A 19,095-nucleotide genomic window follows, 5' to 3' on the forward strand; every position below is an offset into this window, starting at 1 on the left:
AGGCTTCTCCGCGCTGGGGGTGGTCTCTCTGCGCTGGGCGGAGGCCGCTCTGCGCTGGGGAGTGGTCTGCTTGCGCTGAGGTGAATGGGGTGCCGGGGTGCCGGAGCGATGGGGTTCCGGGGTGCGGTGGATTGGCTTTGCGGGGCGGGAGCGATGGCTTACGTGGTGGGGCGGCCCTGTAGGGGGGAGGGCGACGATCCCGCGGTGGGGTGAGGGGCTTGCGCGGGGTCTGCGCACCGGGGGTGGTGGGGTGGTGGCCTCAGGGGCAAGGGTGAATTCGCCTCAGCAAGGATGAACCGTCCCGCCAGCGAGTGAATTGCCGCTGGTGGCCGGGTAGTGGACCGAGTGGGGGCCGCCTCGACCGGGTGACGAAGTTATCCCCAATTGGCAGACTGTCCACCGAATTTCACCACTTTTCCCGTGATGCCCAGATCGCGCTTACGGTCGATCGCATGGGAACTAATTTCGCGGCCACAATCCAACGACCAGCCTTCGCGACACCGGCTCAACGGCCGGGCTTCGCGGCCACAACGGAACGACCCGCTTTCGCGGCCACGGCCACAACACACCGACCACGCTGCGCGGCCACGAGGCAACGACCACCCTTCGCGGTGACAACGGAACGTCCGGCCGACCTCCGGGACCTCATCCACCCGGGCGCCCATGCCCGGCAACGTGCGCGAGCGATGCTGGCGGCCGGGCCGGACGGGGGCGAACCCCCGGCCGAACTCCGCGGCGCTCACCACGACTTCCACGACAACCTTCACCTCGCCCCTCACCACGACCTTCGGCACAAGGAGCCGGCGCGAAGCCCCGACGCCGCCGAGCCACCCCGCACGTCGCCCGTCACGGCTGACTGGTCCGGCGTGCCCGACGCCTGGGGGCACTTGCCGCCGACTCCCGTTCAGTCGCGCGGAGCGGCCGGCCGGGTCCGACATTGGCGGGAGACCGTCTGCGAACGGCTGCCGGTGTGGGTACGGCTGCGCTGCGGGCTGGAGTTGCGCACGGTCGTCGCGGTCGCCGGTGTCCTGCTGGTGGCGGCCGGGCTCGCCGTCCACCACTTCGTGGCCGGCCGCCCCCACACCATCGCGGCACCCCCGCCCGTCCGGGGAACGGCGATGGCTCCCGCCGCGCACGCGTTGGAGTCCGGGCCCGCCGACTCCGCAGACACGGGGGATACCAGGGAGCCCTTGGGACCTCCGGGGGCGCCGAACGGGCGGTTGCCCGGGGCCGTGGTGCCGCCACCGGGTTCCGTGGCGCCGCCGGGCGTGGTGGTGGACGTCACCGGCAAGGTCCGCTCTCCGGGTGTGCTGCACCTTGCCGCCGGCGCACGCGTCACCGACGCGCTCACGGCGGCCGGCGGCGCGAACCCCGGTACCGACACCAGCTCCCTCAACCTCGCCCGTCCACTCGTCGACGGTGAGCAACTGGTCGTCGGCCGCCCGCCCGGCGCCGCAGCGCCCGCCCCCGCCCCACCCGTGCCCGGTGCGGCCTCCGCCCCCGCGCAGCCCGTCAGCCTCAACACCGCCACCGTCGACCAACTCGACGCCCTCCCCGGCATCGGCCCGGTCCTCGCCCGCCACATCATCGAGTACCGCACCCAGCACGGCGGTTTCAGCTCCACCGCCCAACTCCGCCAGGTCTCCGGCGTCGGCGAGCCGACATGTTCGCAGTAACCTACCTATATGAAGCCCAGCAGAGCCGTGCTACTCCTACGCATCTCCGACGACAAGGCCCAGGACGCCAAGGGCGTCGGCCGCCAGGAAGAAGACGGCCGGGTACTCGCCGACCGCCTCGGCTGGGGCATCGCCGAAGTCGTTATCGAGAACGACACCTCCGCATACAAGCGCCGCCGGATCAAGCTTCCCGACGGCACGACCGCCCTGCGCACCGTCCGCCCCTGGTTCCGCGGCATCATCGACAAACTCACCAGCGGCGAACGCGACGGCCTCCTCGCCTACGACCTCGACCGCGTCGCCCGCGACCCGCGCGACCTCGAAGACCTCATCGACGTCGTCGAGTCCCGCGACCCGCGCATCCCCGTCGAGAGCGTCACCGGCTCCCTGCGGCTCGCCACCGACGCCGACGTCACCATGGCCCGCGTCATGGTCGCCATCGCCAACAAATCCAGCCGAGACTCCAGCCGACGCGTCGCCCGCAAGCACGTACAGCTCGCCCAAGAGGGCAAGCCCGGCGGCGGCGGATTCCGCGGCTACGGCTACGACCGGCAGAACCTCACTGTCGTCGATACCGAAGCCGCGATCGTCCGCGAGATCGCCGCCCGCATCCTCGGCCGCTGGGACGGCTACACCCCCGAACAGGCCGCCACCATCAACCCGGCCGCCGGCGAATCCCTCAGCTCAATCGCCGCCGACCTCGAACGCCGCCAGATCCCCACCGTCACCGGCGCACGCTGGAACAACCGGTCCGTCCGCTCGGTAGTCACCAAAGCCCGTGTCGCTGGCCTGCGCACCCACAAGGACGAGGTCATCGGCGAAGCCACCTGGCCCGCGATCCTCGACCGGCAAACCTGGGAAGACGTGTGCGCCCGCATCGCCGAACGCGTCGACCCCGAGCGGTCCGGGAAGCTCAAACGCTGGCTCACCGGCGTGTTCGGCTGCTCACTATGCGGCCACATGCTGACTGGCGCCCAGGGCAAGCCCGGCGACGGCCCCCGCTACTGGTGCGCGACCACCAAGGGCGGCTGCGGCAAGATCGCCATCAACGCCGAGCGGTCCGAAGCCGAGGTGCAGCGGCAGATACTCGAACTCCTTGGCCAGCCCCGCATCCTCGAACAGCTCCGCTCGCTGTCTACCGCGGAGCACACGGCTGAGGCCCGGAAGGAACTCGCCGACGACGAGCAGCAGCTCAAGGAACTCGCCGGCATGTGGGCGCGCAAGCAGATCACGTTCCCTGAGTTCGCCGAGGCCCGCAGCATCATCAACGCCCGCGTCACGGCGTCCCGGGCTCTGCTCGTCTCGGCAGCCCCGCGGATTCTGCGGTCGCTGCTCGTCGGGGATGTCGCCGAGAACTGGGAACGGTTGGAGCCGGCGGAGAAGCGCGAGGTGACCCTTGCGATCGTCCCCGGGTACGACGTGCTGCCGTTCGACCGGGAGACGATGCACGGCTTCGACCCGAGCCGCCTCCGGCCCTGCGACCCGCAGAGCGAGGTGGCCGAGAAGGGGCCCGGCGGCCAGTTGGTGCAGTTTCCCGTGAACACGCAGGGCTGACCAGGCTTCCCGATGCCAGCCTGCTTATCCTTCAACGGCCCGACCTGAGACAGCTTGTCCGTTGCGGACGAGCAGCACCAGCGGACGCGGAACGTCGTGGTCTTCCAGGCCGCCGTCAGGGATGCGGGGGCCGCCGAACTGGGACCGTGTGCTGCCCTCGTCGGGGTAGTCCCATACGAAGAGCGGGTGTTCGGAGCGCATCCTGAGGTTGCCGTCGGCGTCGAGGACGACGTCTCCGGGCTGCCAGGTGTCGTCAAGGCTGGTGATGTTGTGGACGTCGGCCATGACGGCAGTATGTCGGGTGGCACTGACGGAACGCGGCGGTCTGGCGTCTCGGGGGTACCCAGATCGTGGGTACCCCTCCCCAGCACGGACCTTCGCGGCGAGGTCGGGGGCGTCACGTTGCACCGCTTTCGCCTGCTGGACTGCGCGTCCGGAGGCACCAACGACCTTCGCTGCGCGCTCGCTCGACTTACGCTCGCGGACTTTCCGAACCTCCAGCCCGACCCACACATCTTGCTGTCGCAGATCTGCGACACTTTTCTCACCCTCGGTGGCTGACCGCTCCGAAGAGTCACCGATCGGTCGGCCCTGGGGTTGGGATGCGGCGTAATACCGCTCGTACTCCAACGCCATCAACGCCCGCTGCCCGGGGTTGAGCTGGCGAGAGAGTTTTCAGGGCATCCGCTGAGAACTTAGGCTGCTGGCACTCCCCGCCACCGTGCGGGTGCTTGGGGACAGCCGGGCGCCCCGATGACGCCCGGCGACCCCGTGCCTGGAACGCGTCGCCGTCGGCGCCAGTTGTGACCGTCTCGGACACGACTGCCCGTGAGCGCCCCTTCGAGCCCCGCAGGCAAGGGACGGATCGGAAGGATGTCCATCTCGCGCGTCTTGCCGTCCGACAACGCAGAGAAGGCGACGCGCCTTCTGGAGGAAGACGAAAAGGGTACTCAGATTGTGGGTACCCCTGGCGGTGAGCAGCGGCTTTCCGTCATCTACGAGGACGGCATGTGGGAGCTGATCTTCCGCAGCAGCAACCGTGGCGATATCGCTACGAATGGCCCGCGACCGTGCGGGCCGCCTGACAGACTCTGTCCCCGAGAACTGATTCCAGGGGGGACCATGCGCACCCGCACCATTCCGGCCGTCGCCGTCTTACTGCTCGCCACCGCCGGATGCGGCCCCACCGTCACCCACGGCCACGGGCCCGAGAAGACCGCCGCAGCGGCGCCAAAGGCCAAGCCGAAGCCGAGCGCGCCCGCCGAGTCGTGTTCGCCGACCCGTGACGTGATCGTGTGGACGAAGGAACCCGGCCTCGCCGCTACAGCTCAAGTGCTCGGGAACTACGACATCCAGACGTGCCAGACCACGTTCGCGTCGCTTCCGCACAGCTCGCCGACGGAGGCCGGGTACTGCACCGAGGCTGCCTACGCCAGCGACAACCCGGGGTACAACGCCGACGCCACCCCGGCGAAGCGGCCGGAGCACGTACAGGTCACGGTCGGACCGGCCTGCTGAAGCGGGGACAAGCGAAAAGGGTCAGCAGATAGTGCTGACCCTTTCGTCGTCTGCGTTCAGGCGCGGAGCAAGCTACAAGGGTCAGCTCTCTTGGGCTTGTACCGCGAGTTCCTGGAGAAGGTCAGCGGTGGTCATGCTCGAATGACCAGCATCATGCACTTCTGCGAGACGAAAGAAGACCTCGCAGAACTTGGCAACGACCGTCCCAAACGCTGGGGCAGCCCCCTCGTACACGGCCCTGGCTATGTCCGCGGGGGTTGCATCGGTTGGCACATTCAGGGCCGGGAACATGCCCTGGTACAACTCGGCGGCCAGTGGCAATGCCCCGGCCTCTGCCTTCACGGCCTCGACATCTTCCCTGCCAACCCACCCGAGGTGGCGGGTCAGGATGCCGATCACGCGGGTTGTCACTTCTCGATCGTCCACTGACTATCCGTCCTAGAGACTGCCTGTCGGAGGCGCGGACTCCGTCGTCGCTTGGGCGCCCCGGCCGCCCGCTATTTTGCCGGTGCCTGGTAGAAGCCGGTGAGCTTGTAGGCGGCGTGGTTGTTGAGGTCGTTCACGCGGTGGTCGTACAGCTTGGTGGTGCGCGGGTCGGCGTGCCGGGCGAAGGTCTGGGCAGCGTCGAGGCCGGCGTCGGAGGACAGCACGCCGGTGATGGCGGTGTGGCGCAGGTCGTGCGGTCCGACGTCGTCCCACTGCTTGATGCCCGCGGCCTTTGCGAGCCGCTGCACGGTGCGGTGGGCGTGCCGGCGGTCCATCGGCTTCCCGGTCGACGTGCACAGGATCAGGCCCTCGGTGCGGCCGTCCTCGACGGCTTCGACCGCGTGGTGCGTCGGCGGGGCGAGCGGCACCTTGTCCTCGTCGCCGCCCTTCGAGGTGATTGTCAGGACCCGGTGACCCTTGTCCCACCCGAGGTGCTCGATGCGGGCGGACAGCGCTTCGGAGACGCGGAGCCCTTGGTAGAGGAGCAGCGAGATCAGCGCGAGGGACCGTGGCCCGTCGGCGGTGGCTGCGGCGAGGAGCGCGCCGCCCTCCCCGGCTGTGAGGGCCCGGGACGTCGACTGCCGCCGGTTGACCTTCGGCCGGCGCACGGCCTTTGCCGGGTTGCGGGTGACGACGTCCGTCGACTGGGCGTAGGCGTAAAGGCTGGAGATCGCGGCGAGCCGTCGGGCGAGGGTCCGCGGGGAGTCACCCTTCTTCTCCGGGTCGGCCGGGTCGCGGCGGCGCTCCTGGGCGAACCGGTCGACATCGCGCCGTTCGGCCTTCAGCGGGTCGAGGCCCTGGGATTCGCACCAGGCCGACCAGACGCGGGCCTCCCGGGCGTAACCGGCGACGGTGCGGGGCGACGCGTCGTAGGCGGTGAGCCAGTCGTCGACGAGTGGCCCCCACGACCGGACGGCCTCGGCGGCTGCCGAGGGAAGCACGACACCGGACAGCGCTTCCCGCAACTTGCGGGAAGCGTCGTCGTCGAGGGGCACGGGAACGTGAACGGTCGTCATGAACCGAGTCTAGTACCCCATAACCGGGATTGTGGGGTACTTGCCTGTGCTCCTAGGAGATCACTCGGCCGGGCCCTTTCGAACGCCCGTCCGGATGGTCCCGGCCGGCATTGTCCACCGCGGAGGCGAGCAGCCTGTCGCGCTCGTTGTCGTCCAGGCCGAGGACATCAGCCAGCGTTCGGGCGACCGTGACCGACGGGCAACGCTCCCCGGCTTCCAGCGCGCGGACGTAGCTGTACGACAGGCCGAGCCGGCGAGACGCCTCTCGGAGCGACCAGCCGGCCCGGTGCCGTGCCGCGTTGAGCACCGCCCCGTACCCCAACGGCGGGAGGCTGCGTTCACGGATCAGATCAGCCACGCCAGCCCCCTACTGCTTGTAGATCGGTGGGCATGCGGCGTCCCTCACGTGGCCAGCGAGTTGTCGTGCTCGCGGTTCCAGCGGAGCTGATCGCCCAGGGTCCACACACGGCGGCCCGCCAGGGCGTCCGCGTACTTGCGGTCCTCCGCGGCCCTCTGGGCGGCTTCACGGCCTGCTGCCGCGGCTTTCCGGGCCACGTCCTGCCGGAGCTTGGTCACCGCTTCGGCCTTCTCCAGCATCTCCGCCGTCTGAACCACCGGCGTGACCCGTGGAGCCGCCGGGTTGCTGCGGCGGATCTCCTCCGCCTTCTCCAAGCACGCTGAGGCCAGAACACCCGTGTGCGCCGCTGCCGCCTTGGCCACCCACTCACGGGCCAGCAGCTCCGTCTCATCACGGGGCTCGGCCTTGCAGAGCAGACGGGCCTTCTCGTGGTAACCGATGGCCAGGTAAGGCGTCTCCGCCTTCGCGGCCTTCGTGTGCAACCGCTTGGCCTCGGCGAGCCGGTCGAGCAGTTCCTCCTGGGGGAGCCGCGTGATCATGTCGGACGGGATCAGACGTATCTGGCCGCCGTACTCGGCCCGCACCTCCGGGGTAATCACACCCATGTCAACCTGCCTGCCTCACCTCGTCTCTGCCGGCCTTCCATGCCGCCACGGCGCTCCCGTCAAAGACCCATTCGCCTCTGCGGCCCGTCTGTGACGCTTGGACGTCACCTCTGCGGGCCAGCCTTCGCAAATACGAGTCACTGACGCCAGTCAGCTCCGCGGCCTCCTGCGTGGAGAGCCGTTCTGTCGAGATCAAAGGTCGCTGGACGGAACCGGATTCGTCGCGTGCGGTTCCGGAACCGCCATCCACCAGCACGGACGTGCGGAACTCTGCCGCCTTCTGGTGGATGAGCGCGACGACCTCCTCAACGTCGTGAGGCACACCGCCGTCGCGACGGGAGATGCGCACGAGAGCATCGACCAGCACCCCGTCGATCCGGGCGCAGTCGACAAGCGTCAGGTGAAGGCCGGGCGGCAGGGAACGGGCCATCAGGCTTTGCCTCCGCCGTCACGGTGCGGCAGGCGGGCCACCGCAGAACCCAGATGGGGGAGCAGCCCCGTGAAGGGCAGCGCTGCCGCAGCGAGGGCAACCAGAGCGGCGAGGGCTTCCTCGACCGTCACGCCGTCGAGGAGTTCGTCCTGCGTCATGCTCACGTTTCCGGCTTCAGCGGCGACCAGAGTGATCGCGGCACGCAGCCCCCGTGTGCTGATCGTGTCATCTCGCACGACGCCACCTCGGATCGGCGAGCAGGTCCCGCAAGGCCATGGCCCCCCGCAGCTCTTCCGCGAGCGTCAACGGCTCTGTGCGGGCCTTGGCGGCGAGTTCGGCGACTGTCTCCACGGCGGCGTCCTGACGGCGCTTCACTGCCTCCTTGAGGGCGGTGAGGCCGCCGTGATAGGCGCACGGCCCCGCGCCGGGGGTGTCGGTGCCGGCGCCAGCCCACGCCTGGCACGGACGGCCGTTCCGACGGGGCCGCCCGCAGCGCTCCAGGGGAGGCTTCGGGGCTACCGGCGGCCGGGCGGCTGCACGGGCGGCACGGTCGGCGGTGTTCCACCGGTCCCGCAGGGCGTACTCGAAGGGTCGAATCCGCCAGATGTCACCGATGAGGGTGATGGACCGGGCCGTTCGCAGGCGGGCCGCCAGGCGGTCGGGGTCGAGTTTGTCGGCATCCCGGCCGGCCCACACCGTGACGTCACCGTCGGCGGACTCGACGATGGTTCCGGGGGCCGGCCCGGTGTCGTCCTGGGGCCAGCAGCGGGTGATCCGGGGACGCTGCGGGAGGCGGATAGAACCTGCGGGTTTCGGGTTTCGCGGCTCACTGGTGCGCGGCACATTCGGGCTGTTCATGGGGGCCTGCCGGTGGTCTGGTCGTGCTGGTTCGGGAGAGGCGGGGGAGGGCGGTTGCTATGCGGCGGACTCCGCGGCGGCGTCCTGCGGGCTGGTTGCTTCCGTCGGGCTGACGGAGGCAGTGGGCGACTTCGGGTTTGCGGGGTCCTGCTGGGACCTCGCAACGGTGAGGGACTGGGGTCTTTCCGGGACCTTTGTTGGGTCCTGCTGGGCCCCAACGGTCGTGATGCCATCCGGATTTTCGTTACGGATTTCGTTACGAAGCTGATCAGCGTCGGCCAGGTGCCGGAGTTTGGCGGCGTGTCGGCGGGCGAGGCCGGCCCGGCGTGCGGCGGCTGTCTCGGCGCGTTGCTGGCGGGCGGCTGCGACCTTGCGGGCGGCTTCCTCGATCCGGATGCGTATGACGTCCTCAACGTTCACGGTGACTCCTGTCGGTACTGAGTGGGAGGCCGGGCCCGATTCCCGCAGGCCCGGCCGGCGACGTCAGAGCCAGTTGAGGTGCTGGCCGGGGAAGTCGAAGGCGCGGATGCCGTCCGGCCGTTCGCGGCCCGTCAGCACGAAGAACAGGTCGTGGCTGGCCTCGCACCGATGTGCGTCGCACGAGGGGATGCGGACGATCGCGTCATCCTCGTTCCGGGCGTAGTGGACCCCCGTGGCGTTTTCGCCCTCGCTGGTGAGTTCATCGATGGCGAAGGTGACGAGGGTCGCGGGTCGGGTGCAGCGCCGTTCGCCGTCCAGTTCGGTGCACTGGTCTGCGCGGTGGTGCCCCGGGACGCGCTCGATGCGGGTCTGCAAGACGGCGTATCCGTGGTTGCGGATGTCTTCGGCGAGCGCGGTGGACGGGGCGTCGGTACGAGTGCGCTTCGTCATGGCTTTCTCCGTTCAGGTGCGTAGGGGATGCTGGGCAGGTGGCCGGCCCTGGTATCAGCGGGGCCGGCCACCTGCGTGGGCGTCAGGCTGCGGGCACGTTGACGGTGAGGCTGAAGGGCTCGGGGGTGTGCTCGCGCAGGTCGTGCTCGGTGAACACGTCGCCTTGGAGGCTGAAGGCGGGCTGCACCTGCGTGGAGGCGGTGCCGTCGTTCAGGCGGGCGTAGACGACGGTGGAGTTTTGTCATTTCTGTCAGGCACTTCTTAGGCGTGTTTCTGGAACCTCCTCCTTCTCTCTCCATTCGGGGTTCCAGACGAGGGGATGCGGGGAGTACTTGACGCCCGGGGGGCGTCCCCGCTGGCCTTCCGGTCGTGGTGGGGGCGGTAGCGCTACGGCCCATCCGCGGTCCACCAAGACGTCGACCGCGCTCTGCACGGTCTCTGCCGTGATGCCCTCGGGGCCCCACGCGTTGCCGTCGACACCCCGCTGGACGTCTCGAACGGTGAACGGCGTCTGCCGCTTGTCTTCCTTGCGGCGGCGGAGCCAGTCGAGGACGTCGCGGGCCGGGGTCAGCTTGGCGTCCTTGTTGGCGCCCATCAGGTCCAGGCACAGGCGGGCGTGGGCGATGAAGTACGGCGCCAGATCCAGGGCCGCGCGTAGCCGTTCGACGCCGATCTCGGTAGCTGACGGTTCGCTGTACAGGGTCGTCAGGGCGGCGATTCGAGCGAGCTTCCCCGGCAGTTTGCTGGCCCATGAGGCCATCTGGTGGAGGTCCCCACCGCGCCGGAGTCGTTCTTGCTGGCGTTCTTGGAAGACGTACATCTCTTCGCTGGCCTGTGCGGTGAAAGTCAGGACTCGGGTGGCGCTGCTTCGCCACAGCTCGTTAACCAACCGCCGGACTCTGGCGTCGAACGTCTCCAGGATTTTGGGCGGGATGGGCTTCGAGCTGCGTGGGTCCTGGTAGCCGAGGTTGGAGGCAGGAAATCCGTACAGGAAGCGCTGCACGAACCCGTTGTGCAGCATCTCGTCGTCCTTTTTGCGGCCAAGCTGTTCAAGGATGACCGGCTGGATGAGCAGCCCGATGGTGAGGTGGGCGCTCTCCATCTCGATGGAATCGCGGCCCACGCGGTCGACGGGCATGGCCTTGCCGTCGTAGGCGTCAAGGGCAAAGCCGGTCTCCGGGGTGCCGTTGTTGTACAGGCCGGCCATCTGCTTGATGAGCGTGCCTTCGGAGTGGATGACCCCCATTCGGCCGCCCTGCTGCGAGGCTTTGATCGGCATGGCCGCGGGGGTGATGTCGCCGAAGAGCAGCCGGGGCGGAGCCGGTACCGGGTCGAGATCGAGGATGGCCTGCTTTGCGATCTTGGCTTCGCTGAGCTTCAGCGCCATGTTCTCCGGCTTCGCCTTGATCGCGGCCTTCTCGGCGTCCTCGTATCGAGCGTGAGCGACTCTCGCCGCCATCTCCGCCATCTCGATCTCGGGGATGGCCTCGATACGCAGTTCCTTCTCAACGGCACGCAGAACGTCACTGAACGGGTTCTCCGCCGCGCTCTTGCGTTCACCAGCGCCAGCAACGGTGGCGGTCCACAAGGATGAGGCTTCGGCCCAACCGTCCCGAATCTTCACCTGCGCCCGGCCGCCCACCGCTACGGCGACTGCGGCGAGGGCGATCATCGCGGGGATGTCCGGCGCTACCTGTACCTGCTCGGCGACTGCATCGACCATGGCGGCCAGGTCAGCACCGAGCTTCGCGGTGGGGAAAACGGCGAGGCGGGGCCGGTCGATGGAGATGGGCGTCTCCCACCCAACCTCTTCCCCCTCGGAGTGCCTGACAGAAATGACAGAAACCCCGGTGTCTACGGTGTTGCCCCAGTCCTGCGGTGGCTCCTCTGCGGTCATGCAACGCCGCTTGACCTCGTTCAAGACGGCGAACCCCAGGCGGCCGGCCGGGCCGCGGGAGCTACGGCCTGCGGCAGCGCGCAGGATGTCCCGAGCGGCCTCCGCTGTGTCGCCGCCGTAGTTCAGATGGGCATAAAGGGTTCCGATGGTCAGTTTGTTGCCCGACGCGAGCGGACCGACGGGCAGGTCCGAGCGCTCGGACCAGTTGATGGCGACGTGGTCGTTGCACAGCAGGCTGTAGGCACTGCTGGCACGGTCGCCACCTGCGGCGGGGCGCAGCCACTTCTGGCGGCCGTCGTTGTGCTGGCCTTCGTAGGTGAAGCCGGCGGGCTCCAGGACGTCCTGGAAGGTCAGTACGTCGGCGAGGACATCCAAGGGCCCGTCACCGCTGGCGGCCCGAAGGTTGCCCCGGCTGGGGGCCTGCCGGGAGAGGGGCGCGACGCCGAGGCGCTTGTTTCGACGTTCTTGCTTCTCCTTCGCCGCCTGGGCGACTAGTTCGTGTGCGGCGGGCGCGAGGCGGGAGGCACAGTCGGCAACCTCCTCGATGCCGTACATGGCTCCGCTGCCGGACGTGATGGCGGTCGGCCGCTCCAGTCCTTCCTTGCGGTTCACGCTGCCGGGCAGCTTCATCAGGCGGTCGAGGTTGCCCACCTCGACGTCCCAGGAGCAGCCGTTGAGGGCGGCGTGCGCGGCGATGATGGCCTGCCAGTCGGTGGTCAACGTTTTGGCGCGAGCCCGTACTTCGTCGTCCAGGATCAGGACCGTGTCGTCCAGGACCCAGCAGGGGTTGAGTCCGCCACCCGAGTGGGACCAGAGGGTGGGTTGTGGCAGGCCGGTCTCGGCGATGATCTGCGCGACGACGTCGGCCGTCGCGGGGGCCGGGAGGTCATCCGGGCCGGGCTTGTGCCCGACGGTACCGAAGTCGCCATCCGCCCAGAGGTGAGTGAGGCCGTAGGCGAGGTCTTCGCCGCCGCGTCCGCTGGCCGGGTTCTCTCGCAGGGTGGTGACCTGGGTGTAGACGCCCTTCGGGTGCCGGCGGTCGAGGCTGACTGCGTACTGCACTGCGTCGGCGATGCCCGGCTCGTTGGTGGCGAACCGTCGCCCGGCCCACTTGTCGGCGTCGGAGCACACGCTGAGGAGTCCGGGGCGCCCCAAGTACAGAGTCGTCATCCAGGACTGCATGACGTCTGGGTCTGCGGCAGCGGAGTGCTGTTCGATGCTCACGCGGCGTTCTCCATGGTCTGGTCCGCGAGGAGGCTGCGGAGTCGGTCGTGGGCGCGTGCGCTGGCGGCGTGCGCCTGGCGGGCCCGGAGAATGAGGCGGGCGGCGGCTGCCACGTCGGTGAGGCTGTTGAGATCCTCGGTGGGTGCGCCGTAGTGGGCCTTGCGGAGTTCGGCGTCGAGGGCTCGGGAGAACTCGGCGAGCCGTTCGTCGGTGAGGTGGTGCAACCGCTCTATGACGGTGTTGACGTCTATGAACATGGGTGTGGTCCGTTTCGCGAACGGTGCTGTGCTGCTGGCTGCTGCTGTAGCTGGGGGCGGGAGGGATGTGCCGGGCCCTGGCCAATGGAGTGGCGTTGCGGGCCCGGCGGTGCCCTAGTTGCCGCTGTCTTCGAAGTGGCCGTCGACAACGGGGCCGCGACGGGCGCGACGCATGGCCTCGTCCTTCGTCATCCCGTGGGTGTCGAGCAGGACGTCGCGGACGTTGCCGAGCGGCATGCCGTTCAGATCGACGGCCGGGATCTCGGTGAGCTTGTCGCCCCAGATGCCGAGGACGGCGTGCGTCATTGCGGGCTTGACGTTGCTCATGAACTCTTTGCCCCACGGGCTGTCCAGGAGCATGACGAAGACCCGGTCGCGGGAGATGAGCCAGTCGCCGGCGGCGGAGTGCTGCTGCCCGCCGTCCGGCTTGGCCTCGGGGTCGTCGATGATGGCGTCGATCCGCAGGTCGAGGTAGTCCCGCATGCACTCGTATCCGAGAAGTCCGTCTCCGCGTTCCTCGTCGAGTTCCCGCTGATCCTCGACCGCGTGCAGGTACTGCCGGCGGGCCCAGGCGACGGCCTTGTGGTTGGGCCAGCCGAGGGACTCGGCGCCCTCCGCCAGGAGCAGGTAGTCGTCCCATTCGCTGCGGAAGTGGATTCGTGCCTGGCCGAACCCGGCGAGGTCGATCACCGTGTCGTACACGGGTGTGAGCGGGGTCGTCTTGGCGAAGTCCGTGATGCGCTGAGCGACGCGAATGCGCTGCTCGTCGGGTCCTTCGTCCACGAGGGTGGCGTGCCGTTCGGCACGGTCGACGACCATGGCGGCGAAGCTCGCGATGCTGCTCGCGAGAGCTGTTTCTGTCATGATGAACGTGGTGGTCCTATCTGGTTTGGTGGCGTGGCCCCGGGTCGCTGGCGAGCGATGAGCCCGGGGTTTTCGCATGTCTGGGTGGGCTGCTGTGGCCCCTGCCGCGCTGGTGTTGGTAGCACCGGCGGTCTGGTGGGGGCCGTCTTCGTGTCAGGCGGCGTCGGCCGGCCTGGCGGTGCGGGGTTCGGTGAGCCGCAGCAGGACGACGAGCTTGCGAAGCTGGTCCTGAGTGAGGTCCCGGTTGGCGTACACGTCCACGAGGGTCCGCTGCTTCGCCTTCTGCTTCACCGGGGTCGGTTCCGGGGCAGGGTCGGCGGTCACGCGGCCGGCTCCCTCTCGCCATTGATCCAGGCGAGGACGGTCTGCCGGGAGTAACGGACCCTTCCGGCCCGGCCGGGGCTGATCTTCTTGTAGGCGGGGCCCGTCTTCCGTGCGCGCCAATTCGCGAGCGTTTGGACGGTCACCTTCACTAGGCGGGATGCCTCCTGGGGCGTAACCCAGTCGTCGACATCGCCGAGCACTTCCTGTGGCATGAAAACTCCAAGGTGAGCGGCATGGCTGTCGCTTTTGGCGAATGAACTCGCCGTTGTGTGGAGTATAGGCAAGTAGCTTCCGGGATGTCTACAACGTGTGACAGAATCTCCATCATGGCTTCCAATGCGGTGGTGTCCGGCCCCACCTCAATGTGCGTGGCGAAAAACCTTGAGCGCCTCCGCAAGGCACGTCAGCTCAACCAAAAAGACCTATCCGCCCTGCTCAAAGCACTGGGCCGACCGATGCTCCCAACGGTGGTGAGCAAGATCGAGCGCGGCGACCGCCGAGTCGATGTCGATGACCTCGTCGCTCTCGCCCTCGCGTTGAACGTCTCCCCGCTCAGCCTGCTGCTGCCAGCCGAGTCCGGTGACGAGCCCGTCGAATTGACGGACGGCTTCCAGGTGACCGCCCGCACCGCATGGCACTGGGCCGAGGGGCAGCGGACCGCAATGGACTGGGAGCCGGGGGCGGCCGTGGCCCTGGGCTCCCCCGGCGCAGACCCTGCCGCCGCAGAGGATGCCTACGAACGCGACCAGGAGTACGGGCGCCGCCAGGCCGAGTACAAAGCTCTTGCGCTTCCCGAGAAGCTTCGTCGCACCGCAGACCACCCCGCCGTTCGGCTCGTCCAGCAGCTCGAAGAACTCGTCACGGACATCGTCGCGCCCGAGGCTGGAACCGACCGTGCCACGCTCGCCGCCCGTGGTCGCATGGCCAGGCGGCGTCATGCTCAACTCGGTCTCGACATCGAAGAGATCGTCGAAGGACTTCCGCCCCTTCACCCCGGCATGCCCCTGGTGCAGCCTGTCGACGAGGGCGGCTCGTAAGGGTTCCGCGCGTAACGAAAGCCCCCGACCGATGGTCGGGGGCTTTCGCGTGCGCAGTGTCGGACGGGTCGGCTGGCCTCAAGCCTGCGGCGGCTGGCTGTATCGGTTCAGGGTGGTCTTGTCGGTCGACGCGCTCTGCAACGCCAGTTCCCACGGTCCGGTGTTGACGTCCATGTCCTTGCCGAAGCCCACCCACTTGCCGACCATGCGCCGGCCGGTCGGTTCGGCGAGCATCTGCACGGACCCGTGGTAGCGAGCGCCGCGGTAGTAGCCGTCCTCAGCGGTCTGCTCGACCCACGTGCCGGTGACGACGCTGCCGTCGACCGTCAGGTCGAAGGTCAAGGGCGAGTCGGGGTTGGAGGACGCGTTGGGGAGGCTCCGGCCGCTGATGCGGTTGCCGTGCTGGAGCAGCACTACGTGGTGGAGCCCGACGAGTGAGGCGTCTCGGCCGCTTGAGAAGTACTCGTAGCGGGACAGCCAGATGCCGGTGAAGCCCTCGTGCGCGTGCACCTTCGCGGCCGGCTTGGTAGCGGGCGGGCTGCCGGGGGGCATGGCCATGTCGTGTCCGCCCTTGCCGTCGGGCTGGACGCGGGCCTGGGGTTCGTTGAAGCCGAGGGAGGCCACGGGGAGGCCGGTGACGACTTCCAGGGCGGAGATGTAGATGCCGCGGGGTGCGGCAACGCCGCCGGCTTCCCAGCGCTGTACGAGGCGTTTGGTGGCGTCGTTGGGTCGGCCGAGCCGGTGGCCGGCGTCGCGGATGACGCGGGCGAACTCGTCTTGAGACAGGTTCATGCCAGTGCGGATAGCCCGAAGTGTGGTGTTAGGGGTCGTCATGCCCTTAACGGTAGCGCGTTAGAGACGTCTTTGACGCCCCCAATTTCGCCGAGCCGACGCCCGCTCTGACGCCGCGCCAGTGGGTGGCGCGGCGTCACCGTGAGGACATGAACACGATCGCTCTGTGGCGGTGCGAGCCGTCAGGCTTACTCGTCTCCGTTGGTGCCGGTGCAGGCGGCTTTCCCGGTCGAGGACTCCTTCTTCCCCTTCGTGCTGAGGCTGAGCACGCTGTCGCACCGCTGGCACTGCCACTCGCGACGGCCGTCCTTCTCGATCACCTTCTCGTCGTCCAATGCGGCCACGTGCCCGAACGAGGCGAACCACGTCATCGCCTCCTGCTTGCGCAATGTCAACCAGTCGGCAGCCGCTGGCCGCGTCGGCAGGTGAGATCCCGGTCGTCGCAGGTACCACCGGATCAGCTCCCGCACGACTTCGGCTCGCTTGCTGTCCGATGCGGTGTCGAGGTCGGCCCAGTCGTCATCCAGGGCGCGGACGTGCTGGATGGGCATCTCGCCTGTTCGCGGCCGGGCCACTGTGTCTCTCCTGCGGGTCGCCTGCTGTGTACACGTCGTCATGATGACTACCTCTTCGATCGTCTGGGTTGCTGTGTACACGAGAATATCGGCGAAGGGCTTGCAAAGCCAGAGCTGCGATGTCTAATCTGTGTACACGGAAACGCGGCCGATCTGGAAAACCAGAAAGGCCCTGGCGGGTGTGCGACCACCCATCCAGGGCCTAGGCCATACCCCTCTGCGATAGGGAGTCCAGCCATGCGCACAACCGTACCGCCTGCCCCCGCCAAAACCCCCTCCGCCACCATCCCGGCCCAGCCCACCCAGTCCACCACCGGGGTTCCGGCGACTTTCCTGCCGATGTCGGACCAGTGCGAGCTGCACGTGTGGTGCATCAAGGTTCCCGGTCACGACGAGGAGTGCCGCGGCACCGAGGTGTCGTTCCCGGTGCCGGGTAGCACGGTCGGCGACATCCTGAAGGCCACGATCATCAGCGAGCCGGAGATCGGGAAGACGGTGATCGAGTACACGCCGGATGGCGACTACGGGGATTACGTCACGGCCGACCGTCTGCGGGGGGATGCGGCGAAGGTTCGGGCGACGGCGGCCCGCCTGTACGCCCTGGCTGACGAGTACGACGCGATCACCGAGGCGGAGGTCACCGCCCCGACGCGGCCGGCCGTGACCACCGTCTCGGCTCCGGCCAGTGCCCCGGTTGAGCTGCGAAAGCACGACTTGACGCTCAACAGCGGTGGACCGAGTCAGACCGTGGTGTGTCCGTCGTGGTGCACGAAGTCGCACTCCGAGTCCCTGGTGTTCTGGGAGGAGTTGGAGCACGAGGGCGCCCTGGTCGCCGGTTTCCCGCTCCGGGCGGTCGCCGACGCCAACGGTGGCAAGCCGGCGTCGTTCCAGATGTTCGAGGCGGAGATCAGGCAGGTCCCGTTCAGTGCCGACCCGCGGTCGACGGTTCCGGCCGCGACGGTCGCCGTGATGACGTCGGACAGTGACCTCGGGGCGGTGGCCTTGGAGGGGTTGGCGCCGGAGGAGCTGATGGTCGTGATCGACCGTATGCGTTCCAGCGTCGCCGAACTCACCCAGATCCACGCTCAGCTGGTCGAGGCCCGCGCCGAGTTCAACCGGGCCCGGTCGTGAAGCGCCGGCTGCCGGACTTCATGGCCTCCACGTCCACGCACCACCTGCTGTATCTCCTGGACGTGGACCCGTCCGACCGGGGCGCCGTGATGCTGGTCCTCGCGTACCGCCTGGCCGCCCAGTTGGAGCGCCGCGGGGCGATCTGGGGAGACCCCGGGACGTGCGTGCTGTCCGTCGGCTACCCGGTCGACGGTGTGTGCCTGGAGATCACCGCCCGGATCGCGGACGGGGGTGCGTGATGGGACACGGACCTTCCAACGTGCACCGTCCGACGGAGAACGCGGCCACGTCGGGCAAGTACTCCCGGCCGCTGCCGCCGGTGTCGCGGCTGCGGGAGCTGATCGCGATGTCCCGGGCGAGTCGTGACCGGTGCGGCATGCAGTTGTTCGGCTGCATGTTGGAGCGGCACCAGGTCGCCGAGGCACCCGCTCTGTCCGACCGTGGCGTGTTGGCTCTTGTCCGCCTGGAAGCGGCGTTGGGCGGCGTGCGGTGAGCAGGGTGGGCAAGCCCGGCCGTCAGGAACGGGACGCTTTGCATTGCCAGCTGAAGGCCCGTGACGGGTCGCGCTGCTTCTACTGCCGTCGCAACTTCAAGGCTTCTCCGATGCGGCGGAAGACCCTCGACCACTACATCCCGTACTGCCTGTGGCAGACGTGGGAACTCGACAACCTCGTGCTGGCCTGCGAGGGCTGCAACCGCAGCAAGGACAACGTGTTGCCCTGGCCGCTGGTGTGGCTGCTGCTCGCGACCGCCCCGCAGCAGGCCCACTTCGCGCCGGCCGCCTGACCTTTCACCCGTGAACGGCCCGCCTGTCTGGGCGTCTGCTGTCGATCAACCATCACCCGATTGGAGCGACACATGCCCGTGTACGCCCTCGTCCCGATCATCATCTCCACCCTGCTCTTGGCCTGGGGCGACTGGAACCTCATCAAGGCCGTCATCCGCCTGGCCGACCGCGTGAACGCCCTGGAGAGCGCCACCAAGCAGTCCACGGACGCCTGACCCGAACGTGAAAGCCGCCCCCAGGGGTGCGATCCCTGGGGGCGGCCGTGGCCCAACTCCACCCACCCACACAAGGCAAGAGGAAAGGAAGGCCATGACCATTCTGGACTATCGGCCGGCAGGAACCCAGTGGCACGCCGAGCCGATCCCGGTCGCTTACCCCACCCACGCGGTCAACGGCTGGTGCGAGGGCGAGAAGGACTCGCTGGCCGTCGTACAGGTGGCAATCAGCCTCACCCGAGACGAACTGCTCACGGCCCTCGACGACGAGCACGCCATGGCCGGGTTCGACGCCGACCAGCTGTCCGTTCAGGAGATCCGCGCCTGGGTAGAGCAGGGTGTTTCCATGGCCGGCGCGTTCGAGCTGGGTGAGCGGGCGGCCCGCTTCTGGGGCAGTTACGGCACGTGGACGGCTGAGGAGAAGGCCAACGTGGCGGCCATGGCGCGAGCCATCGACCGTGCCTACCCGGCCGCCGCGATCTCCACGACGGTTGTGAACGGAACCCCGTCCCGCCCGTCCGTGGCGTGCACCGCCTGCCCCTGGACGGTCACCGGAGAGCACGTCGAGCCGCTCATGGCCGACGGTGTCTCCCACTCCGCGACCCACGGGGAGCGGTGACC

27 protein-coding genes are annotated in these 19,095 nt (G+C 68.6%); 10 read left to right on the forward strand and 17 right to left on the reverse strand.

The genetic code is table 11. The features are described from left to right. Positions 1-866: 866 nt before the first annotated feature. Positions 867-1,676 (forward strand): ComEA family DNA-binding protein, encoded by an 810-nt coding sequence (locus POF43_RS19140; RefSeq protein WP_282704660.1) that lies wholly within the window; start codon positions 867-869, stop codon positions 1,674-1,676. Positions 1,677-1,685: 9 nt separating this feature from the next. Next, complete coding sequence (locus POF43_RS19145) at positions 1,686-3,230, forward strand: recombinase family protein (RefSeq protein ID WP_271323190.1); 1,545 nt, start codon at positions 1,686-1,688, stop codon at positions 3,228-3,230. Between the two features lie 24 nt (positions 3,231-3,254). On the opposite strand, the gene POF43_RS19150 is transcribed toward POF43_RS19145, so the two are convergent. Beyond that, positions 3,255-3,515 carry a hypothetical protein gene (locus POF43_RS19150; RefSeq protein WP_271323189.1) on the reverse strand — a complete coding sequence of 87 codons (261 nt, stop codon included), beginning with the start codon at positions 3,513-3,515 and terminating at the stop codon, positions 3,255-3,257. A gap of 588 nt (positions 3,516-4,103) precedes the next feature. Between POF43_RS19150 and POF43_RS19155 the strand changes: the two genes are divergently transcribed. After that, positions 4,104-4,748 carry a BRO-N domain-containing protein gene (locus tag POF43_RS19155; protein WP_271323188.1) on the forward strand — a complete coding sequence of 215 codons (645 nt, stop codon included), beginning with the start codon at positions 4,104-4,106 and terminating at the stop codon, positions 4,746-4,748. Positions 4,749-4,829: 81 nt separating this feature from the next. Here the strand turns inward: POF43_RS19155 and POF43_RS19160 are convergent, their stop codons facing one another. The 14 genes from POF43_RS19160 to POF43_RS19225 form a co-directional block, all read right to left on the reverse strand. Next, positions 4,830-5,174 carry a hypothetical protein gene (locus POF43_RS19160; protein WP_271323187.1) on the reverse strand — a complete coding sequence of 115 codons (345 nt, stop codon included), beginning with the start codon at positions 5,172-5,174 and terminating at the stop codon, positions 4,830-4,832. A gap of 71 nt (positions 5,175-5,245) precedes the next feature. Beyond that, positions 5,246-6,250 (reverse strand): tyrosine-type recombinase/integrase, encoded by a 1,005-nt coding sequence (locus POF43_RS19165; protein WP_271323186.1) that lies wholly within the window; start codon positions 6,248-6,250, stop codon positions 5,246-5,248. Positions 6,251-6,302: 52 nt separating this feature from the next. Then, entirely contained in the window at positions 6,303-6,608 is a 306-nt protein-coding gene (locus POF43_RS19170; protein WP_271323185.1) for a helix-turn-helix domain-containing protein, read from the reverse strand. 44 nt (positions 6,609-6,652) lie between these two features. Further along, positions 6,653-7,213, reverse strand: a complete 561-nt coding sequence (locus POF43_RS19175; RefSeq protein ID WP_271323184.1) for a hypothetical protein — start codon at positions 7,211-7,213, stop codon at positions 6,653-6,655. Between the two features lies 1 nt (position 7,214). Next, a complete protein-coding gene (locus POF43_RS19180; RefSeq protein ID WP_271323183.1) occupies positions 7,215-7,643 on the reverse strand; it encodes a helix-turn-helix domain-containing protein in 429 nt (142 codons plus the stop codon). Beyond that, complete coding sequence (locus tag POF43_RS19185; RefSeq protein WP_271323182.1) at positions 7,643-7,879, reverse strand: hypothetical protein; 237 nt, start codon at positions 7,877-7,879, stop codon at positions 7,643-7,645. The genes POF43_RS19180 and POF43_RS19185 overlap by 1 nt, the downstream gene beginning before the upstream one ends. After that, positions 7,869-8,501 carry a hypothetical protein gene (locus POF43_RS19190; RefSeq protein ID WP_271323181.1) on the reverse strand — a complete coding sequence of 211 codons (633 nt, stop codon included), beginning with the start codon at positions 8,499-8,501 and terminating at the stop codon, positions 7,869-7,871. The genes POF43_RS19185 and POF43_RS19190 overlap by 11 nt, the downstream gene beginning before the upstream one ends. 57 nt (positions 8,502-8,558) lie before the next feature. After that, positions 8,559-8,921: a hypothetical protein gene (locus POF43_RS19195; RefSeq protein WP_271323180.1), complete on the reverse strand. Its 363-nt coding sequence runs from the start codon at positions 8,919-8,921 to the stop codon at positions 8,559-8,561. Positions 8,922-8,984: 63 nt separating this feature from the next. After that, positions 8,985-9,371 carry a hypothetical protein gene (locus POF43_RS19200; RefSeq protein ID WP_271323179.1) on the reverse strand — a complete coding sequence of 129 codons (387 nt, stop codon included), beginning with the start codon at positions 9,369-9,371 and terminating at the stop codon, positions 8,985-8,987. Between the two features lie 250 nt (positions 9,372-9,621). Next, on the reverse strand, positions 9,622-12,492 hold the full coding sequence (locus POF43_RS34910; protein WP_271323178.1) for a YfjI family protein: 2,871 nt from the start codon (positions 12,490-12,492) through the stop codon (positions 9,622-9,624). After that, positions 12,489-12,749 (reverse strand): hypothetical protein, encoded by a 261-nt coding sequence (locus POF43_RS19210; protein ID WP_271323177.1) that lies wholly within the window; start codon positions 12,747-12,749, stop codon positions 12,489-12,491. Before POF43_RS19210 ends, POF43_RS34910 begins: the two co-directional genes overlap by 4 nt. 114 nt (positions 12,750-12,863) lie before the next feature. Beyond that, complete coding sequence (locus tag POF43_RS19215) at positions 12,864-13,613, reverse strand: hypothetical protein (protein WP_271323176.1); 750 nt, start codon at positions 13,611-13,613, stop codon at positions 12,864-12,866. A 153-nt stretch (positions 13,614-13,766) separates the two neighbouring features. Further along, on the reverse strand, positions 13,767-13,937 hold the full coding sequence (locus POF43_RS19220) for a hypothetical protein (protein WP_271323175.1): 171 nt from the start codon (positions 13,935-13,937) through the stop codon (positions 13,767-13,769). Continuing rightward, positions 13,934-14,149 (reverse strand): helix-turn-helix domain-containing protein, encoded by a 216-nt coding sequence (locus POF43_RS19225; RefSeq protein WP_271323174.1) that lies wholly within the window; start codon positions 14,147-14,149, stop codon positions 13,934-13,936. The genes POF43_RS19220 and POF43_RS19225 overlap by 4 nt, the downstream gene beginning before the upstream one ends. A gap of 114 nt (positions 14,150-14,263) precedes the next feature. On the opposite strand from POF43_RS19225, the gene POF43_RS34915 reads away from it, so the two are divergent. Next, positions 14,264-14,974: a helix-turn-helix domain-containing protein gene (locus POF43_RS34915; RefSeq protein ID WP_308217747.1), complete on the forward strand. Its 711-nt coding sequence runs from the start codon at positions 14,264-14,266 to the stop codon at positions 14,972-14,974. Positions 14,975-15,052: 78 nt separating this feature from the next. Here POF43_RS34915 and POF43_RS19235 read toward each other — a convergent pair whose 3' ends face one another. Continuing rightward, positions 15,053-15,808: a helix-turn-helix domain-containing protein gene (locus POF43_RS19235; protein WP_271323173.1), complete on the reverse strand. Its 756-nt coding sequence runs from the start codon at positions 15,806-15,808 to the stop codon at positions 15,053-15,055. A 146-nt stretch (positions 15,809-15,954) separates the two neighbouring features. Continuing rightward, the gene (locus tag POF43_RS19240; RefSeq protein WP_282704661.1) at positions 15,955-16,422 is read right to left on the reverse strand and encodes a hypothetical protein; all 468 of its coding nucleotides are present in this window, start codon (positions 16,420-16,422) and stop codon (positions 15,955-15,957) included. 156 nt (positions 16,423-16,578) lie between these two features. Here POF43_RS19240 and POF43_RS19245 point away from each other — a divergent pair, with 156 nt between their 5' ends. The 6 genes from POF43_RS19245 to POF43_RS19270 all read left to right on the forward strand — a co-directional run bounded on the left by POF43_RS19245 (position 16,579) and on the right by POF43_RS19270 (position 19,093). Then, a complete protein-coding gene (locus tag POF43_RS19245) occupies positions 16,579-17,472 on the forward strand; it encodes a DUF6907 domain-containing protein (RefSeq protein ID WP_282704662.1) in 894 nt (297 codons plus the stop codon). A gap of 20 nt (positions 17,473-17,492) precedes the next feature. Next, a complete protein-coding gene (locus tag POF43_RS19250; protein WP_271324805.1) occupies positions 17,493-17,711 on the forward strand; it encodes a hypothetical protein in 219 nt (72 codons plus the stop codon). Then, positions 17,711-17,965 carry a hypothetical protein gene (locus tag POF43_RS19255; RefSeq protein ID WP_282704663.1) on the forward strand — a complete coding sequence of 85 codons (255 nt, stop codon included), beginning with the start codon at positions 17,711-17,713 and terminating at the stop codon, positions 17,963-17,965. Before POF43_RS19250 ends, POF43_RS19255 begins: the two co-directional genes overlap by 1 nt. Before the next feature lie 5 nt (positions 17,966-17,970). Beyond that, complete coding sequence (locus tag POF43_RS19260; protein ID WP_271324807.1) at positions 17,971-18,258, forward strand: HNH endonuclease; 288 nt, start codon at positions 17,971-17,973, stop codon at positions 18,256-18,258. A 72-nt stretch (positions 18,259-18,330) separates the two neighbouring features. Next, the gene (locus tag POF43_RS19265; RefSeq protein ID WP_271324803.1) at positions 18,331-18,474 is read left to right on the forward strand and encodes a hypothetical protein; all 144 of its coding nucleotides are present in this window, start codon (positions 18,331-18,333) and stop codon (positions 18,472-18,474) included. A gap of 94 nt (positions 18,475-18,568) precedes the next feature. Beyond that, positions 18,569-19,093, forward strand: a complete 525-nt coding sequence (locus tag POF43_RS19270) for a hypothetical protein (RefSeq protein WP_271324802.1) — start codon at positions 18,569-18,571, stop codon at positions 19,091-19,093. Positions 19,094-19,095: the final 2 nt, after the last annotated feature.

This window comes from Streptantibioticus silvisoli, assembly GCF_027947535.2.
GTDB lineage: Bacteria > Actinomycetota > Actinomycetes > Streptomycetales > Streptomycetaceae > Streptantibioticus_C > Streptantibioticus_C silvisoli.

Coding starts and splice junctions, on each gene's coding strand:
- POF43_RS19270 (WP_271324802.1), top strand. CDS start 18,569: ATGACCATTCTGGACTATCGGCCGGCAGGAACCCAGTGGCACGCCGAG.
- POF43_RS19165 (WP_271323186.1), bottom strand. CDS start 6,250: ATGACGACCGTTCACGTTCCCGTGCCCCTCGACGACGACGCTTCCCGC.
- POF43_RS19180 (WP_271323183.1), bottom strand. CDS start 7,643: ATGGCCCGTTCCCTGCCGCCCGGCCTTCACCTGACGCTTGTCGACTGC.
- POF43_RS19235 (WP_271323173.1), bottom strand. CDS start 15,808: ATGACGACCCCTAACACCACACTTCGGGCTATCCGCACTGGCATGAAC.
- POF43_RS19250 (WP_271324805.1), top strand. CDS start 17,493: ATGGCCTCCACGTCCACGCACCACCTGCTGTATCTCCTGGACGTGGAC.
- POF43_RS19210 (WP_271323177.1), bottom strand. CDS start 12,749: ATGTTCATAGACGTCAACACCGTCATAGAGCGGTTGCACCACCTCACC.
- POF43_RS19265 (WP_271324803.1), top strand. CDS start 18,331: ATGCCCGTGTACGCCCTCGTCCCGATCATCATCTCCACCCTGCTCTTG.
- POF43_RS19245 (WP_282704662.1), top strand. CDS start 16,579: ATGCGCACAACCGTACCGCCTGCCCCCGCCAAAACCCCCTCCGCCACC.
- POF43_RS19255 (WP_282704663.1), top strand. CDS start 17,711: ATGGGACACGGACCTTCCAACGTGCACCGTCCGACGGAGAACGCGGCC.
- POF43_RS19145 (WP_271323190.1), top strand. CDS start 1,686: ATGAAGCCCAGCAGAGCCGTGCTACTCCTACGCATCTCCGACGACAAG.
- POF43_RS34915 (WP_308217747.1), top strand. CDS start 14,264: ATGGCTTCCAATGCGGTGGTGTCCGGCCCCACCTCAATGTGCGTGGCG.
- POF43_RS19225 (WP_271323174.1), bottom strand. CDS start 14,149: ATGCCACAGGAAGTGCTCGGCGATGTCGACGACTGGGTTACGCCCCAG.
- POF43_RS19190 (WP_271323181.1), bottom strand. CDS start 8,501: ATGAACAGCCCGAATGTGCCGCGCACCAGTGAGCCGCGAAACCCGAAA.
- POF43_RS19175 (WP_271323184.1), bottom strand. CDS start 7,213: ATGGGTGTGATTACCCCGGAGGTGCGGGCCGAGTACGGCGGCCAGATA.
- POF43_RS19155 (WP_271323188.1), top strand. CDS start 4,104: ATGTCCATCTCGCGCGTCTTGCCGTCCGACAACGCAGAGAAGGCGACG.
- POF43_RS19200 (WP_271323179.1), bottom strand. CDS start 9,371: ATGACGAAGCGCACTCGTACCGACGCCCCGTCCACCGCGCTCGCCGAA.
- POF43_RS19215 (WP_271323176.1), bottom strand. CDS start 13,613: ATGACAGAAACAGCTCTCGCGAGCAGCATCGCGAGCTTCGCCGCCATG.
- POF43_RS19150 (WP_271323189.1), bottom strand. CDS start 3,515: ATGGCCGACGTCCACAACATCACCAGCCTTGACGACACCTGGCAGCCC.